We start from the raw sequence: 16,354 nt of genomic DNA, 5'->3' as shown, positions 1-16,354 counted from the left end.
GGGTGCCGTTCCCCGTCGTGCGGCCCGCGCCGTAGGTTGGGCGGATGACGACCACCGCAGCGCAAGAAGCCTTTCTGCAGGCCTTCCACGCCGAGCGGCCGGCGGTGACCGCGGAGGCGTTCGGCGGCGGCCGCGCCCCGGACGGCAGGTCCAGCTATCAACTCCTGTGCGACCGGGTGGCCGGACGCGGGCGGGTGCTGGACCTGGGCTGCGGTGACGGCCTGCTGCTCGAGTTGCTGGCCCGCGAGAACGGACGACGGCTCGCGGGGCTCGACCTGTCTGCGCACTCTCTGGCGCTGGCACGGCTTCGACCGGCGCTGTCCGGGGCCGCTTTGGCGGAGGGGCGGGCGCAGACGCTCCCCTTCGCCGACGGCAGCTTCGACGCCTGCGTCTCCCACATGGCGCTGATGCTGATGGGAGAGATCGAGCAGGTCGTGGCGGAGGTCGCCCGGGTCCTGTCCCCCGGAGGAGTTCTGGCGTGCGTCGTCGGAGGCGGCGCCTTCGGCGGGGAGGCGTACGAGCGGTTCCTCGGGCTGTTGCGGCGCACGATCGAGGAGGCGCCCGCCTCGCAGCGCATCCCCGCGCTGGGTGACAGAAGGACGCGGAGCCGCGAGGGACTCGACGAGGTGCTCGCTCCGGCGGGCTTCGCCGCGGTCGACTGGGAGACCGTGCCCATCGACTTGGGCGGTCCGGTGGCACAGGTGTGGGCCGCCGTCTCCGGCCTCTACGACCTCGGCCCGCTCGACAGGGCGGCCGTGGAGCGCCTGCGGACCGCCTTCCAAGCCGAGGTCCGCGACATCACGGCGCCCGACGGGACCGTCCCCTGCGCCTTCCGGGGCCACATCGCCACGGCACGGATGCGGTGAACCCCACGACCGTGAACGGCATCGTGGTCCTGGCTGATCCGAGGATCGCGGCCGTTCCGGTCGTCGACTGCGGCGAACGGCTCGTCGACGACCGCCGCGAAGGCTCCCTCGCCGTCGCCCCCGACGGGCCTAGGAAACAGGGGCGTTCGCGCATCTGCGGGAAAGCGTCCTCACCCGGCTGCTCGCCGCGCTGTCGCTGCTGCCGGACGGCGTGCGACTGCTGTTCGTCGAGGGGTACCGGCCGCCCGCGCCGCAACGCGCCCACTTCGAGCGGTACGCCGACCGGCTGTGCACCGAGCATCCGGACCGGCCGGCCACGCGGGTGCGCGACGCCGCCGGCCGGTACGTGTCTCCACCGGAGATCGCACCGCCCGGCGCGGGAGCGGCGGTGGACCCCACCCTCCTCCGCCGACGGACACGCACTCGACATGGGCAGCGAGGTGGACGCCGGCCCGGAGGACAGCGGCTGCGCCTGCCGCACGGACGCGCCCGGCATCGGTCCCGGGGCCCGCGCCGACCGACGGCTGCTCGGGGCGGCGCCGACCGCCTCCGGCCGGGTGAACCACCCCACCGAGTGGTGGCACTGGTCCTGCGGCGACCGCTACCGGGCCCTCGCCACCGGCGCCGACCACGCCCTGTACGGACCGCGTCCACTCGGCTGACACCGCTCCCCCCGGCGCCGGCCCACCAGGGGCTCCGCCGCCGCGTGCTCGCACCGCACCCCGACGGCGGGTGCGTTCCCCCAGGTCCCCCCGTCCCGATTCCCCTGACCGGCCCAATGTCGGTGCGCCGGAGGGGCGAGGGTCCGTGACGGGTGTGACCGTGGTGGAAGGGATGCGCGGTGCATCGGTGACGAGGAGGCGGCATGGCGGACCACGTCGGCATGGGGGGCACGGCGAGCGCGGTGGTGGACGACGCCGACGCGTCGGACGACCCTTCGGGCGCCCGCGTCGATCAGCTGAGCGCCGTCGCCGACGCCGTGCTGTACGAGGGCTACCTGCTCTACCCGTACCGCCGGTCCTCGCCGAAGAACCGGGTCCGCTGGCAGTTCGGGGTACTGCTGCCCCGGGACTGGGTGGAGCGGGACGGGCCGGTGACGCCCGGGATCTCCGGGTCGGCGGACTCGTGGTACCAGGAGACGCAGGTCCTGCTGCGGGCCCGGCGCGAGGACGCGGTCGTACGGGTGCGCGTGCGGTACCTCCAGATGCAGGACAAGCAGGTGGAGGCGGCCGACGGGAGCGGCGGGCACCGCCCGGTCGAGTCCCTGCGCACGGACGACGGCGTCACCCATCTGTCGTTCGAGGAAGCGGTGCCGCGCGAGACCGAACTGGTCCTGCCCCTGACGGAGTTGCTGCGCGGCGGCGGATCCGTCGCCGTCGGCGCACCCGCCGGTACGGAGTACGCGCCCCTTCCCGCCGGGCCGGGGCGGACGGTACGCCGCCGCCGGGAGCTGCGCGCCGTCACGACGGCCGTGGCCGAGCCGGTCGCGCCGGACCTCTACCGGCTGCGGGTGCGCACCGAGAACACCGGGGAGGTTCCTGACCCCCGGGCGCTGCGCGGTGAGGCCCTGCGGAACGCGCTGATCGCCACGCACACCCTCCTGGGCGGGGACGGCGCGGAGTTCGTGTCCCTCGTCGATCCGCCCGCGGACCTCGCCGAGCAGGCCCGCGGCTGCCGCAACGCGTTCACGTTCCCCGTGCTCGGCGGTGCGTCGCGGGACGGCGGAACGAGCACGGTGCTGCTGTCCGCCCCGATCATCCTCCCCGACTTTCCGCAGGTCGCTCCGGAGAGCCCGGGCGATCTGCACGACGCGGCGGAGATCGACGAGATCCTGACGCTGCGCACGATGCTGCTGACCGACGAGGAGAAGGCCGAGGCGCGGGCCACCGATCCGCGGGCCGCGGACATCCTCGACCGCGTGGACACCATGCCGCCCGAGGTGTTCGCCCGGCTGCACGGCACCATCCGCTCGATGGCGGCCGTGCGTCCGGCGGCCGCCCAGCGGCCCGCCTGGTGGCAGGAGGGCGGTGACGAGGGGCTCTCCCCGGCGACCGACACGGTGGACGTCGGCGGGGTGCCGGTCGGCGGCGGCAGCCGGGTGCGGCTGCGTCCGCGCGTGCGGGGCGCCGACGCCCAGGACATGTTCCTGGACGGGCGGACCGCACAGGTCGCCGCGGTCTTCCACGACGTGGACGGCAGCGTGCGCCTGGCCGTCACCGTGGACGACGACCCGGCCGCCGAACTGCACGACTGGTACGGCCGCTACCACTACTTCCGGCCCGACGAGGTCGAACCGATCGACCGCGCCGGCACGTCCGGTCCGGTGCAGCCGCCCCGGCCGCACGCCCCGCGGCCCGCGCGTCCGGCCGACCGGCCGGAGAGGGGGCGGCCCGATGGACGCCTCTGAGGGGCCGCCCGGCCGGCGCGCGTCGGGCCCACCGGGCCGACCGCGCCCGAACGCCACCGGCGTACCCCCCACACCTACCCTCGCGGCCCCGTCGGCCGCGGCCCATTCCTCGAATCGAGACCGGCTGCAACGGAGGCCGCAGAGATGACCACACAGAGCGGTACCACCGAAGTCCAGGGCGAGCCCGGCGGCAACGGCGCCCGGGAGGGGTTCGACGAGATCACCATCCTGTGGATCTCGGAGGGCATGAGCTGCGACGGCGACACCGTGTCGCTGACCGCCGCGGGCCAGCCGTCCATCGAGGACGTGGTTCTCGGGCTCATCCCCGGCCTGCCGAAGGTGAACCTCGTCAACAAGGTCCTGTCGCCGAGCCTGGGCGGAGAGGACTTCCTCGCCCCGTACCGGGCGGCGGCCCGTGGTGAGCTGGAGCCGTTCATCCTCGTCATCGAGGGCTCGATCCCGAACCAGAACATCATCGAGGGCGACGGCTACTGGACGTCGTTCGGCAACGACCCGGAGACCGGTGAGCCGCAGACGCTGAACTCGTGGATCGACGACCTCGCGCCCCGGGCCTGGGCGGTGGTCGCCGCCGGGACCTGCGCGACCTTCGGCGGCATCCACGCCATGGCGGGCAACCCGACCGGCTGCATGGGTCTCGCGGACTACCTGGGCTGGGAGTTCAAGGCCCGCTCGGGCCTCCCGATCGTCAACGTGCCCGGCTGCCCCATCCAGCCGGAGAACTTCATGGAGACCCTGGTCTGGGTGCTCCAGCACGCGGCCGGGACCGCTCCCCCGCCGCCGCTCGACCACATGCTGCGGCCGCAGTGGCTGTTCGGGAAGACCGTCCACGAGGGCTGCGACCGGGCCGCATACTACGAGCAGGCCGACTTCGCCAAGGACTACAACTCCCCCAAGTGTCAGGTGAAGGTGGGCTGCTGGGGCCCGGTCGTCAACTGCAACGTGCCCAAGCGCGGCTGGATGGCCGGCGTCGGCGGCTGCCCGAACGTCGGCGGCATCTGCATCGGCTGCACCATGCCGAGCTTCCCCGACGCCTTCATGCCGTTCATGGACGAGCCTCCGGGCGGCACGCTGTCGTCGATGGTGATCAGGCCGTACGGGGCGGTCATCCGCCGACTGCGCGGGCTGACCAACGACATGGTGAACCACGAGCCCAAGTGGCGCCACAACAAGCAGAAGCTGACCAGCGGTTACGACCCGCACTGGCGCGCGTGAACCCGCCGGTGACCGCGCCCGTCCCGCATTCCGCCATCACACCGCCGAACCCGAACAGCGAGGGGCAGTACCGCAGATGACCACCACCGAGTCCCGGCAAGCAGGACGCAAACCCGCCCAGATCGTGGACATGTCCTGGGATCCGATCACCCGGATCATCGGCAACCTGGGCATCTACACGAAGATCGACTTCGCCAACCGGGAAGTCGTGGAGTGCCACAGCACCTCGTCGCTGTTCCGCGGCTACTCGGTGTTCATGAAGGGCAAGGACCCGCGCGACGCCGGGTTCATCACCTCGCGGATCTGCGGCATCTGCGGCGACAACCACACCACCTGCTCCAACTACGCCCAGCAGATGGCCTACGGTGTGAAACCGCCGAAGCTGGCCGAGCACATCACCAACCTGGGCGAGGCGGCGGAGTACATCTTCGACCACACGATCTTCCAGGACAACCTGGTCTTCGTGGACTTCTGCGAGGCGATGGTCAAGGCCACCAACCCGAGTGTGCTGGCCCGCGCCGAGCGCACCGACGCCCCCCGCGGGGACGTCCACGGCTACCGGACCATCGCCGACATCATGAAGGCCTTCAACCCCTTCGAGGGCGAGGTCTACAAGGAGGCGCTGAAGGTCAGCCGGATCACCCGGGAGATGTTCTGCCTGATGGAGGGGCGGCACGTGCACCCCTCCACGCTGTACCCGGGCGGGGTCGGCACGATGCCGCAGCCGAGCACCTTCACCGACTACCTCAGCCGGCTGATGCGCGTCATCGACTTCATCAAGAAGGCGGTGGCGATGAACGACGACGTCTTCGACTTCTTCTACGAGGCCCTGCCGGGCTACGAGGAGGTCGGCAAGCGCCGCATCCTCCTCGGCTGCTGGGGCGCCTTCCAGAACCCGGACGTCGTCGACTACCGCTACGCGACGATGAACGAGTGGGGCCGGGCGATGTACGTCACCCCGGGCATCGTCGTGGACGGCAAGCTCGTCACCAACAACCTGATCGACATCAACCTCGGCCTGCGCATCATGCTGGGCAGCTCCTTCTACGAGGACTGGGTCAACGAGGACCCCTTCGTCACCCACGACCCGCTCGGCAACCCCGTCGACATGCGCCACCCGTGGAACCAGACCACGGTCCCGGTGCCGCAGAAGCGGGACTTCGAGGGCAACTACAGCTGGGTGATGAGCCCGCGCTGGTACCACCAGGAGACCGGCGAGCACCTCGCCCTGGACACCGGCGGCGGCCCCCTCGCCCGGCTCTGGTCGACCGCGCTGAGCGGCATCGTCGACACGCCGTACGTGAAGGCGACCGGCGGCGGCATCCGCATCACCCTGCCCAAGGGCGAGAAGCTGCCGGAGACGACCCTGGAGTGGCGCATCCCGAAGTGGAGCAACACCCTCGAACGGGACCGCGCCCGGCCGTACTTCATCGCGTACGCCGCCGCCATGGCCCTGCAGTTCCTGGAGGAGGCCATGGGGATGCTCAAGACCGGCGACACGAAGGTGTTCGAGAACTTCGAGGTGCCGGACGAGTCGATCGGCTGCGGCTTCCACGAGGCCGTGCGCGGTGTCCTCTCGCACCACCTGGTGATCCGCGACAAGAAGATCGCCAACTACCACCCCTACCCGCCCACCCCGTGGAACGCCAGCCCGCGTGACATCTACGGCACGCCGGGCCCGTACGAGGACGCCGTCCAGGGCCAGCCGATCTTCGAGGAGAACGGGCCCGACGACTTCAAGGGCGTCGACATCATGCGGACCGTCCGCAGCTTCGACCCCTGTCTGCCGTGCGGTGTCCACATGTACATGGGCAAGGGCAAGACCCTGACCACCGTGCACTCGCCGACGTACGGGGCCAACCATGGCTGACACCGCCGTACGGCTGCCCGACCCGGCGGTGGAGGCGCGGCTCGCCCGTCTCGACGAGGTGCTGGCCGGCCTGGAGGCCAACCCCGGTCCCGTGCTGGAGGCGGTGCGGCTGCTGACCGAGGTCTACGGCGAGGCCCTCGCCCGGGTCCTGGACCACGCCGACGAACGGCTGGGAAGCCTCCTCACCGGTGACGAGCTGCTCGGGCACCTGATGGTGCTGCACGAGATCCACCCGGAGCCGGCGGAGACCCGCGCCGCCCGTGCGGTCGAGAAGCTGCGGCCCGCCGTGCGCGAGCGCGGCGGCGACCTGGAGTGGGCCGGCGTCGACGGACAGGTGGCGCGGGTGCGGCTGAGCACCGGCGGCTGCGGTTCCGGGTGCGGCGGCGGCTCGTCGGACGTCCTGGAGGCGGTCCGCGCCGCGGTGCTGGCCGTCGCCCCCGAGCTGACCTCGGTGGAGACGGTGCCGGAGTCCGCCGACCGCAAGGCGGCGCCCGCTTTCGTACCGCTGAGCACGATCAAGAAACGGGCCGTGCCCCAGGAGACGCGGTGACGGCGGACGGGGCGCTCGCCCGGGTGATCCGCTCCGCCGCCGACCGGGCGGCACGGGCGGAGGCCGAGGTCTGCGAGCTGTGCGCCGCCCGCGTGGCCCCGGACCATCCCCATCTGTACGACACCGGCGCCGCCGAGGTGCGGTGCGTGTGCGGACCCTGCTCGGTGCTCTTCGCCGACGACGGCGCGGGCGAGGGCCGCTACCGGATCGTTCCCCGGCGCCGGCAGCGGCTGCCGCGGGTCGACACCGGGGTGCTGGGCGTCCCGGTGGGGCTGGTGTTCTTCGTGCCGCGCTCCGACGGCACGGTCACCGCGCAGGGGCCGAGCCCGGCCGGGGCCATGCGCTGGGAGGTGGACGCGGCGGCCTGGCAGCGGCTGGCCGCCGCGGTTCCGCAGCTGGCCGCGATGACACCCGACGTGGAGGCGCTGCTGGTGAACACCGCCCGCGGCCTCGACGAGCACTGGATCGTGCCGGTCGACGACTGCTACCGGATGGTCGCCCTGGTCCGCCGCGAGTGGCGGGGCCTCTCCGGTGGCGGGCGGGTCTGGCCGGCCGTAGAACAGTTCTTCAGGGAGCTGACTGAGCGGTCATAGGGATCCGGAAGGAGATCGGACATGGGCAGCATCCGAGTGGGGCGCCCCCAGGCGAAGCCCGACATGCCCTCCCACGTGCGCGGACTGCACCAGGGGAACAAGGGCCCGTACCAGCACCAGACCGGACACCACGAGGACGGCAGCTCCGACGCGCGCCGCTCCACCGGCATCCACTGGAAACGGCACGACGCGCTGGTGAAGGACATGCCGAACATCTCACCCGGATGAGCCGGATGAGACAGCAGAAAGCGACCGTCATGGACATGGGCAAGAGAAGAAGATCCACGCGTTCGGGCCTTACGGGACGCCAGCTGCTCGTGGCCCAGGCCGCGGTGGTCGGCAGCCTCGTCGCGGCCCTGTTCGTCAGAGAACTCCCGGGCATCATGCGAGAGTTGCGTATCTACCGGATGACCGGGGGCCTGCGCGCCGGTCACCGGTACCCGTGAGGCCGGCGTGCACGAACTGTCGATCGCGACCGCGATCGTGGAGCAGGCCGGGGAGATCGCCCGGGCGGACGGCACCGGCGACGTCGCGTCGGTGACCGTCCGGGTCGGGGAGCTGGCGGGGGTGGTGCCGGACGCGCTGCACTTCGCCTTCGAGGTGGCCCGCGACGGTACGGCCCTCGCGGCGGCCCGGCTCGTGGTCGAGCAGGTGCCCGCCCAGGCCTGGTGCGGCGAGTGCGCCGAGGAGTTCGCCGTCGGCATGCCGCCGTTCTTCTGGTGCCCCCGCTGCGACCGGCCCTCGCAGGAACTGCGCAGCGGACGTGAACTGGAGATCACCGGCGTCGAGACCTGACGTGTCCGGCCCGGTGACCGGACGCGACCGGCCCCGCCTTCGTGGCGGGGCCGGTCGCGTTCGGCTTCCGGGTCCGGTCAGCAGATGCGTGGCAGCTGCTCGCCCAGCGGCAGGTCCAGCACGCGGGTGCCGCCGAGACCGGTGGCGACGACCACCATGCCGGGGTGGTCGGCCACGCACTCCCCGATGAGGGTCGCGCCCGCGCCGTGCGGGTGGGCGCGCATGGCCGCGAGGACGGCCTCGGCGTGCTCCGGGGGAACGAAGGCGACCAGCCGTCCCTCGTTGGCGACGTACAGCGGGTCCAGACCGAGGAAACCGCAGGCGTTCGCGACCTCGTCCGGGACGGGAACGGCACGCTCGCGCAGCCGCACTCCGGTGCCGGAGGCGCGGGCGATCTCGTTGAGGGACGCGCCGAGGCCGCCCCGGGTGGGGTCGCGCAGGACGTGGATGTCCTTGGTGACCGCCAGCATGGCCGCGACCAGGTCCCCGAGGGGCGCGGTGTCGGAGGCGATCTCGACCCCGAACTCCAGGCCTTCGCGCACACTCATGATGGCCACGCCGTGCAGGCCGATCGGACCGCTCACGATGACGGCGTCGCCCGGCCGGGCGCGCTGCGGGCGGATGTCGACCCCGTCGGGCACGAGACCGACGCCGGCGGTGGTGACGTAGACGCCGTCGCCGTGCCCGGACTCCACGACCTTGGTGTCGCCGGTGACGACGGTGACGCCGGCCGCCCGGGCCGCCGCGCCGACGGCACGTGCGACGCGCGCCACGACGGCCAGTTCCACGCCCTCCTCCAGGATGAAGGCGGTGGACAGGTACGCGGGCCGGGCGCCGCTCATGGCGAGGTCGTTGACGGTGCCGTTGACGGCCAGGTCGCCGAGGCTGCCGCCGGGGAAGAACAGCGGCCGTACGACGTAGGAGTCGGTGGAGAAGGCCAGCCGCGCGCCGCCCAGGTCGAGGACCGCCGAGTCGGCGAGGGCGGCCAGGGTGGGGTTGCCGTAGGCGGGCGCGAAGACCTGCTCGACCAGTTCGGCGGACAGGGCGCCGCCTCCGCCGTGGCCCATGACGACGACCGGCTGGTCGCGCAGGGGCGCCGGGCAGGTCCAGTCCGCCGGGTCGACGGGTGCTTCGGGCTCGGCCGCCGCGTGCGGGGCTTCGGTGGCGAGGTCAGCCAACGGGGTTCATCTCCTCCTGCGGGATACGGGATCCCTGCGGTGCCGGGGCGTTCATGCGGCGGTACAGGTAGTAGGCGGCGCAGGCGCCCTCGCTGGAGACCATGGTGGCGCCGAGCGGGGTGCGCGGGGTGCAGGCCTTGCCGAACGCCTCGCACTCGGTCGGCTTGATCAGCCCCTGCAGGACCTCGCCGGCCCGGCACACGGCGGGCTCCTCGGTGCGGATGCCGGTCACGTCGAAACGGTGCTCGGCGTCGAAGGCGCGGAAGGCGTCGGTCAGCCGCCAGCCGCTGGCCGGGATGCGGCCGATGCCGCGCCAGTTGCGGTCGGTCACCTCGAACACCTCCTCGATCATGCGGACGGCGGCCGGGTTGCCCTGGTCGCGTACGGCACGCGGGTAGGCGTTCTCGACCCGGTGCTCGCCGCGCTCCAGCTGGTGCACGGCGCGGCGGATGCCTTCGAGGATGTCCAGCGGCTCGAATCCGGTCACGACGACCGGTACGCGGTGCTTCTCGGCCAGGTCCGGGTACTCGGCGGTGCCCATCACGCTGCACACGTGGCCGGCGGCCAGGAAGCCCTGCACCCGGCAGCTGGGGGCGGTCATGATGGCCTCGATCGCCGGGGGGACCCGGACGTGGGAGACGAGCAGGGTGAAGTTGTCCAGGCCGAGCCGCCGGGCCTGGTGCACGGCCATGGCGTTGGCGGGGGCCGTGGTCTCGAAGCCGATGGCGAAGAACACGACCTGGCGGTCCGGGTTCCTGCGGGCGAGTTCGAGGGCGTCGAGCGGCGAGTACACCACGCGGACGTCACCGCCCTCGCCCTTGACCCGGAACAGGTCACGGTCGGTGCCCGGCACGCGGAGCATGTCGCCGAAGGAGCAGAAGATCACGTCGGGGCGGGCGGCGATCTCCAGGGCCTTGTCGATGACGTCGAGCGGGGTGACGCACACCGGGCACCCGGGACCGTGGATCAACTCCACCTTCTCGGGCAGGAGCTGGTCGATGCCGTGCCGGATGATGGAGTGGGTCTGACCGCCGCAGACCTCCATCAGCGCCCAGGGCCGGGTGGCCGTGGCGCGGATCTCGTCCAGCAGCCGGCGTGCCAGCTCGGGGTCGTTGAACTCGTCGATGTACTTCACCGGGTCTCACTTCCGCTCTGCTGCCGGGACGCCTGCTCCCAGGCGTCCCCGAACTCCTCCTCCAGCAGCCCCAGTTGCTCGAAGAGTTCCAGGGACGCCCGGGCGGACTCCTCGTCCAGTCGCTGCAGGGCGAACCCGACGTGGACGATCACGTACTCCCCCACCCGCACATCGGGCAGGTACTCGAGGCACGCCTGCTTCTGCACTCCGCCGAAGTCGATCAGTCCCGTGAGCGGGTCGGCGCTGTGGTCGATGGACACGACCTTGCCGGGCACTGCCAGACACATGGGTCACTCCGTCTCGTGGTTGGTTGCTGTTCCCGCGACCATCAGCTGGCCGAGCGCCAGCCCGCCGTCGTTGGGCGGTACGTCGCCGTGCCGCAGCACCGTGAAGTCCTCCCGGGTGAGCAGGGCGGTGCACTCCTCCTCCAGCAGGGCGTTGACGAAGACACCCCCGGTCAGCGCGACGGTGGTCAGGCCGGTCGCCGTGCGGGCCCGGCGGCAGATCTCGGTGACGGCCCGCGCGACGCCGCGGTGGAAGCGGGCCGCGAGGACGGCGGCGGGGGTGCCGCGGGACTGGTCGTCCAGCAGCGCGGCCAGGGCGGGCGCCGGGTCGATCTCGCCGCGCGTCCCGAAACCGAAGGGATGGGCCACCGCGTCGTCGCCCGCCGCCTCCAGCGCCGCCGCCTCCAGCTCCATCGCGGCCTGGGCCTCGTATTCCGCGCGGTGGCAGACACCCACCAGGGAGGACACCGCGTCGAAGAGCCGGCCCATGCTGGAGGTCGGGACGCAGGCCGCCTGGCGTTCCAACTGCTTTCGCAGCACGGCTTTCTCGACGTCCGAGCAGGCCATGACGCTGGGCAGGGCGGGGGTCCACGGCAGCCCGGCCGCCCAGAGCCGGGCGAGCGCCAGCCGGCACGGGTTGGCCACGCCCGCGTCGCCGCCGGGCAGCGGGGCGGGGGTCAGATGGGCGAAGCGCCGGTAGCCGGTGTAGTCGGCGAGCAGGATCTCGCCGCCCCACACCGTGCGGTCGTCCCCGTACCCGGTGCCGTCGAAGGCGACGCCGATCACGGGCGTGGTGCCGTCGAGGCCGTGCTCGGCCATCGCGGAGGCGACGTGGGCGTGGTGGTGCTGGACCAGGACCGGGGCGCCGGCGCCGAGCCGGCTCGCGCTTCTGCGGGCCCGGGCGGTCGAGTGGTATCCGGGGTGCCGGTCGGCGGCCACCAGGCGCGGGGTGACCCCGGTGAGGCGGGCCAGGTGGCGCTCGGCCCGGTCGGCGGCCTCGAGGGTGGCGAGTTCGCCCATGTCCCCGATGTGCGGCCCGAACCAGGCGTGCTCGCCCTCGCCCAGGCAGAGGACGTTCTTGAGGTCGCCGCCGGCCGCGAGGGTGGGCCGGACCGGGACCGGCAGCCGCAGCGGGCGGGGCACGTAGCCGCGGGAGCGGCGCACCACCTGTTCGGTGCCGTCGGGGCGGACCCGGAGCAGGGAGTCGTCGCAGGGCGAGGCGATCGGCCGGTCGTGGGTGAGCCAGGCGTCGGCGAGGCCGGCCAGCCTGGTCAGCGCCTCGGTGTCGTCGGTGACGATGGGTTCACCGGAGCGGTTGCCGCTGGTCATGACCAGCGCCCGGGGGCCGGGGGGATCGCCGGGCAGTCCGAACAGCAGGGTGTGGACGGGGGTGTAGGGCAGCAGGACGCCGAGGTGCGGGCTGCCCGGGCAGACCTGCTCGGCGAGGCGGAGGCCGTCCGGGGGTGTGCGGCGGCGCAGCAGGACGATGGGGCGGCGGGCGCTGGTGAGGGCGGCCCGTTCCGCGTCGGAGAGCAGTGCGATCCGCTCGGCCGTGGTCAGGTCGGCGCACATCACCGCGAAGGCCTTGCCGCCCCGCTCCTTGCGGTCGCGCAGGGCCCCGACGGCCCGGGTGTCGGTGGCGTCACAGGCCAGGTGGTAGCCGCCGACCCCCTTGACGGCGACGATCCGTCCGGCGGCGAGCAGCGCGCGGGCGGTGGCGATCGCCTCTCCGTCCCGGGCGGGGCGGGCGCCGCTGCCGGCGGCCGGGGTCAGGGCGAGCCGCGGCCCGCAGTCGGGGCAGGCGACGGGCTGGGCGTGGAAACGCCGGTCGGCGGGGTCGCCGTACTCGCGTGCGCACGGGGGGCACATGGGGAAGCCGGCCATGGTCGTGACGGCGCGGTCGTACGGCATGCCGGTGGCGACGGTGAACCGGGGGCCGCAGTGGGTGCAGGTGATGAAGGGGTGCCGGTGGCGGCGGTCGGCCGGGTCGGACAGCTCGGACAGGCAGTCGGCGCAGGTCGCAGTGTCGGGTGGGAGCTGGGTGCGGCCCGGGGACCGCTCGGTGGTGCGGATGGTGAAGGTGCCGCTCTCGCCGGTGGCGGGCAGGTCCTCGCCGGCGACCGCGGTCACGGCCGCGAGGGGCGGCGGCTGCTCGGCGAGCAGGGCGCAGAACCGGTCCACCTCGCCGGCCGGGCCTTCCACCTCGATGAGCACCCCGTCACCGATGTTGCCGACGAATCCGGCGAGGGAGAGTCCGGCGGCCAGGCGGTGCACGTGCGGGCGGAAGCCGACGCCCTGCACGGTGCCGCGCACGGTGAGCCGGCGGCGCACCGGGCCGGTGGCGGGGGCGGTCACGCGACGGGGGCGGACTCGGGGTGGTGGTGGCCGTGGGGGTGCGGGGCGAGGGGCGGTCGGTGCGGCGGGGCGCTGTCGCGGGCGGCGAGGGCGTGCTCCAGCAGGATGTCGACGCCGTCCCCGGTGCGGGCGCAGGACCGGACGATCTCCACGCCCGGGTTGACCCGGTGGACGTTCGCCCGGAAGGCGGTCTCGTCGAAGCCGGCCGGCTCGGCCAGGTCGGTCTTGGTGACGACGACCAGGTGGGCCGAGCCGAACGCGGTGGGGTACTTCAGGGGTTTGTCCTCGCCCTCGGTGACCGCCATCAGGACGACCCGCAGGGTCTCGCCGAGGTCGTAGGCGGCCGGGCAGACGAGGTTGCCGACGTTCTCCACGAAGAGCACGGCGGTGTCCGCCGGCAGCCAGCCGTCCAGCCGGGTGCGGACCTGCCGTGCTTCCAGGTGGCAGAGCCCGTCGGTGAGCAGCTGCTGGACGGGGGCGCCGGAGCGGGCCAGCCGGACCGCGTCGTTCTCGGTGGCGAGGTCCGCGGTGAGCGCGGCCACGGGGAGGCCGCGCTCGACCGCGAGGGCCAGGGTCCGGCCGAGGAGTTCGGTCTTGCCGCTGCCGGGGCTCGACAGCAGGTTCACCAGGGTGACGCCCTGCCGGGCCAGGTCGCCGCGCAGGTCGGCGGCCAGGCCGTCGTTCTTCGCCAGTACGGCCTGTTTGACGTCGGACCCGCACATGGGCGCTGCTCCTCGCAAGGTCGGTGAGGGGGTCCGGGCCGCGTCGCGTGGGGCCCGGGGTTCACCGATTCTCGACGCCGCCGGGCGTTGTGCCCGGCAGCGCAGCCGGACGAGGGGTGCCGGATTCCACCGGGCGGCCCAACGGCGGCAGGGGCCCGGCGGGGTCGGCCAGCAGGGCGGGGACCAGTGAGTGGAGCGCGTCCACGGCCCGGTCGACGGCTGCCCGCACCGGTGCGCTGAGCCCGGGCAGGAGATCGTCGTCCCTCGGCAGCAGCTCGGGTTCGCAGGCCAGTACCAGGACCCGGGGCAGGGGCTCGTCGCCCAGGTGCGTGGCCAGGGCGAGGACCTTCGCCGGGTCCATGCCGTGGGCCTCGGGCGGGACGGTGCCGTCGGGGGGTTCGGCCTCGATCAGGGAGAGGGTGCCGGGCGGGTGCCCGCGCCGGGCGGCGTCGACCAGGAGTGCGGTGGGGTAGCCGTCCAGCAGGGCGTAGGCGAGGTCCATGCCGCGGATGCCGTAGTCGTGCACACGGGCCTCGGGCGGCAGCGGGCGGTGTTCGAGGGCGCGGATCACCTCGGGGCCGAACGCGTCGTCGGCCAGGAAGATGTTGCCGACGCCGGCGACCAGCAGCCGGGGCGTCATCGGAGGTCCCCGAAGGGGATGTCGAGGGGGCGCGCGGAGCCGTCGGGCGTCTTGCGGACGAAGGCCGCACGCAGGGTGTGGTAGGCGGCCATGGGGTCGAAGAAGGTGTGGTGCATGCGGGCCATCTCGGCCTTCCGGTGGTCGGCGAGGGGGCGTTGTCGTTCGTCGGCGGCGCGGGCGGCCGCCTTGGCGGTGATGCGCCGGTCCAGGTCGGGCGCGGCGGCGAGGCCGGCGGCGAGTCGCTCCACCTCGGCCGCGAAGTCCCGCGGTGCGGCCGGTACGAGGCGGTCGGCGAGTCCGAGCCGTTCGGCGGTCGCGGCGCTGACCGGCAACGCCTCGGTGGTCAGCCGCTCGGCCTGCTCGGGGCCGACCCGGCGGGGCAGGGAGTACGTCCAGAACTCGGAGCCGTACAGGCCCATGCGCCGGTAGTGCGGGTTGAGAACGGTGCCGGTGCGGCACCAGACCTGGTCGGCGGCGAGGGCCAGCATGGCGCCGCCCGCTGCCGCGTTCCCGGCGAGGGCGGCCACGACGAGCCGGTCGGTGGTGCGCAGCACCGCCTCGACGAGGTCGTCCATGGCGTTGAGGTTGGCCCACGACTCCCGGGCCGGGTCCAGGGCGGCCTCGATGACGTTCAGGTGGATGCCGTTGGAGAAGAAGTCGCGCGCTCCGCCGAGGACGAGCACCCGGGTGGGGCGGGTGAGCGCGTACTCGTACGCGGCGAGCAGTCGGCGGCAGTGCAGGGTGCTCATCGCGCCGCCGGGGAACGAGAAGCCGAGGAAGCCGACCTCGCCGTGCTGCCGGTAGCGGATGTCGGTCCAGGTGCGCCGGCCGGCGGGCAGTTCGAAGGGGACCGGGTCCTCCGCGAGCCGCGGGACGCGCTCGCCCGTGATGTCGGCGAGGACGGCCGCGGCCGGCCGGCGGAAGGGCGCGGGGTCGCCGGACTTCTTGCGGGGGCGCAGTTCCGGGATCCAGACCGCGCCGTCCCGGGTGGCGCGGCAGACGGCGCCGGCGCGCTGGGCGAGCAGGTCGCCGGGGCGGCCGCGCAGCCGGTCCTCCGGGTGGCCGCCGTGCAGGAACATCTCCCGGCCGAGGAGTTCGTCCAGGACTCCGGGCTGGGAGTCGGCGCCGCGGAGCTTGCGCAGCACGGTCGTGGTGTCGTCGTGCGCCCAGTCGATGCGCCGCCGCTCCTGCCGGAAGGCGTCGCGCCAGACGACGTCGACGGAATCGTGGCTCTGCGGGAGGGGCTTGTGGGCGCCTTCGGCGTAGCGCCGTACGGCGGTCAGGACGGCGGTGGCGGCGGCGTCGGAGGCCTCGTTGCGGTAGAGGTCGCTCTTGCCGACCGGGGGTGCCGGGAAGGACTCGGCCGCCCAGATCGGGCCGGCGTCCATCGCGGCCTCGGCCTGGAGCACGGTCACGCCCCACCGGGGTGCCTCTTCGGCGATGGCCCAGTCCAGCGAGGACGGCCCGCGGTCACCGGGCGGACCCGGGTGCACGATCAGGCAGGTGTGCTCCCGCCAGACGTCCTCCGGCAGGGCGGTCTTGAGCATCGGCGCGACGACCAGTTCCGGCCGCAGTTCACGTACGGCGGCGCGGACCGGGTCGGGGCCGTGCGAGGCGAGGACGACATCCACGTGGTGCCCGTGGTCCGAGAGTTCGGCGTACAGGCGCTGGGTGAGGCTGTTGAACGCGCTGGCGACGAGCAGAATGTCCATGACACGGCATGTTC

The 16,354-nt window shown here is 73.4% G+C and carries 16 protein-coding genes and 1 pseudogene; 10 read left to right on the top strand and 7 right to left on the bottom strand.

Annotated features, from left to right (window positions below; translation table 11 throughout):
* Positions 1-44 precede the first annotated feature (44 nt).
* The 10 genes and pseudogenes from BLW57_RS36295 to hypA all read left to right on the top strand — a co-directional run bounded on the left by BLW57_RS36295 (position 45) and on the right by hypA (position 8,314).
* Positions 45-866 carry a class I SAM-dependent methyltransferase gene (locus tag BLW57_RS36295; RefSeq protein ID WP_093479932.1) on the top strand — a complete coding sequence of 274 codons (822 nt, stop codon included), beginning with the start codon at positions 45-47 and terminating at the stop codon, positions 864-866.
* Positions 867-877: 11 nt separating this feature from the next.
* Positions 878-1,528, top strand: a pseudogene (locus BLW57_RS36290) (M15 family metallopeptidase).
* 203 nt (positions 1,529-1,731) lie between these two features.
* Positions 1,732-3,273 (top strand): hypothetical protein, encoded by a 1,542-nt coding sequence (locus tag BLW57_RS36285; protein ID WP_256339677.1) that lies wholly within the window; start codon positions 1,732-1,734, stop codon positions 3,271-3,273.
* Between the two features lie 144 nt (positions 3,274-3,417).
* Entirely contained in the window at positions 3,418-4,506 is a 1,089-nt protein-coding gene (locus BLW57_RS36280) for an NADH-quinone oxidoreductase subunit B family protein (RefSeq protein ID WP_093479931.1), read from the top strand.
* A gap of 76 nt (positions 4,507-4,582) precedes the next feature.
* Positions 4,583-6,376 carry a nickel-dependent hydrogenase large subunit gene (locus BLW57_RS36275; protein WP_073895537.1) on the top strand — a complete coding sequence of 598 codons (1,794 nt, stop codon included), beginning with the start codon at positions 4,583-4,585 and terminating at the stop codon, positions 6,374-6,376.
* The gene (locus tag BLW57_RS36270; RefSeq protein WP_093479930.1) at positions 6,369-6,926 is read left to right on the top strand and encodes a NifU family protein; all 558 of its coding nucleotides are present in this window, start codon (positions 6,369-6,371) and stop codon (positions 6,924-6,926) included. Before BLW57_RS36275 ends, BLW57_RS36270 begins: the two co-directional genes overlap by 8 nt.
* The gene (locus BLW57_RS36265) at positions 6,923-7,519 is read left to right on the top strand and encodes a DUF5947 family protein (protein WP_093479929.1); all 597 of its coding nucleotides are present in this window, start codon (positions 6,923-6,925) and stop codon (positions 7,517-7,519) included. Before BLW57_RS36270 ends, BLW57_RS36265 begins: the two co-directional genes overlap by 4 nt.
* Positions 7,520-7,540: 21 nt before the next feature.
* A complete protein-coding gene (locus BLW57_RS36260) occupies positions 7,541-7,747 on the top strand; it encodes a hypothetical protein (protein WP_073895531.1) in 207 nt (68 codons plus the stop codon).
* Positions 7,748-7,752: 5 nt separating this feature from the next.
* A complete protein-coding gene (locus BLW57_RS36255) occupies positions 7,753-7,965 on the top strand; it encodes a hypothetical protein (protein ID WP_256339676.1) in 213 nt (70 codons plus the stop codon).
* A 7-nt stretch (positions 7,966-7,972) separates the two neighbouring features.
* A complete protein-coding gene (gene hypA, locus BLW57_RS36250; protein ID WP_093479928.1) occupies positions 7,973-8,314 on the top strand; it encodes a hydrogenase maturation nickel metallochaperone HypA in 342 nt (113 codons plus the stop codon).
* A 77-nt stretch (positions 8,315-8,391) separates the two neighbouring features.
* Here hypA and hypE read toward each other — a convergent pair whose 3' ends face one another.
* The 7 genes from hypE to BLW57_RS36215 all read right to left on the bottom strand — a co-directional run bounded on the left by hypE (position 8,392) and on the right by BLW57_RS36215 (position 16,340).
* The gene (gene hypE, locus BLW57_RS36245; RefSeq protein ID WP_093479927.1) at positions 8,392-9,492 is read right to left on the bottom strand and encodes a hydrogenase expression/formation protein HypE; all 1,101 of its coding nucleotides are present in this window, start codon (positions 9,490-9,492) and stop codon (positions 8,392-8,394) included.
* Complete coding sequence (gene hypD / locus BLW57_RS36240; RefSeq protein WP_093479926.1) at positions 9,485-10,627, bottom strand: hydrogenase formation protein HypD; 1,143 nt, start codon at positions 10,625-10,627, stop codon at positions 9,485-9,487. The genes hypE and hypD overlap by 8 nt, the downstream gene beginning before the upstream one ends.
* The gene (locus BLW57_RS36235; protein WP_093479925.1) at positions 10,624-10,914 is read right to left on the bottom strand and encodes a HypC/HybG/HupF family hydrogenase formation chaperone; all 291 of its coding nucleotides are present in this window, start codon (positions 10,912-10,914) and stop codon (positions 10,624-10,626) included. The genes hypD and BLW57_RS36235 overlap by 4 nt, the downstream gene beginning before the upstream one ends.
* Positions 10,915-10,917: 3 nt before the next feature.
* Complete coding sequence (gene hypF / locus BLW57_RS36230) at positions 10,918-13,266, bottom strand: carbamoyltransferase HypF (protein WP_093479924.1); 2,349 nt, start codon at positions 13,264-13,266, stop codon at positions 10,918-10,920.
* The gene (gene hypB / locus BLW57_RS36225; protein WP_093479923.1) at positions 13,263-13,988 is read right to left on the bottom strand and encodes a hydrogenase nickel incorporation protein HypB; all 726 of its coding nucleotides are present in this window, start codon (positions 13,986-13,988) and stop codon (positions 13,263-13,265) included. Before hypB ends, hypF begins: the two co-directional genes overlap by 4 nt.
* A gap of 61 nt (positions 13,989-14,049) precedes the next feature.
* Positions 14,050-14,628 carry a hydrogenase maturation protease gene (locus BLW57_RS36220; RefSeq protein WP_093479922.1) on the bottom strand — a complete coding sequence of 193 codons (579 nt, stop codon included), beginning with the start codon at positions 14,626-14,628 and terminating at the stop codon, positions 14,050-14,052.
* The gene (locus BLW57_RS36215) at positions 14,625-16,340 is read right to left on the bottom strand and encodes an enoyl-CoA hydratase-related protein (RefSeq protein ID WP_093479921.1); all 1,716 of its coding nucleotides are present in this window, start codon (positions 16,338-16,340) and stop codon (positions 14,625-14,627) included. Before BLW57_RS36215 ends, BLW57_RS36220 begins: the two co-directional genes overlap by 4 nt.
* Positions 16,341-16,354: the final 14 nt, after the last annotated feature.

Source organism: Streptomyces sp. 1222.5 (assembly GCF_900105245.1).
Taxonomy (GTDB): Bacteria; Actinomycetota; Actinomycetes; order Streptomycetales; family Streptomycetaceae; genus Streptomyces; species Streptomyces albidocamelliae.
The sequence above is the reverse complement of the archived record's forward strand: the minus strand, read 5'-3'. Positions and strand labels throughout refer to the sequence as shown.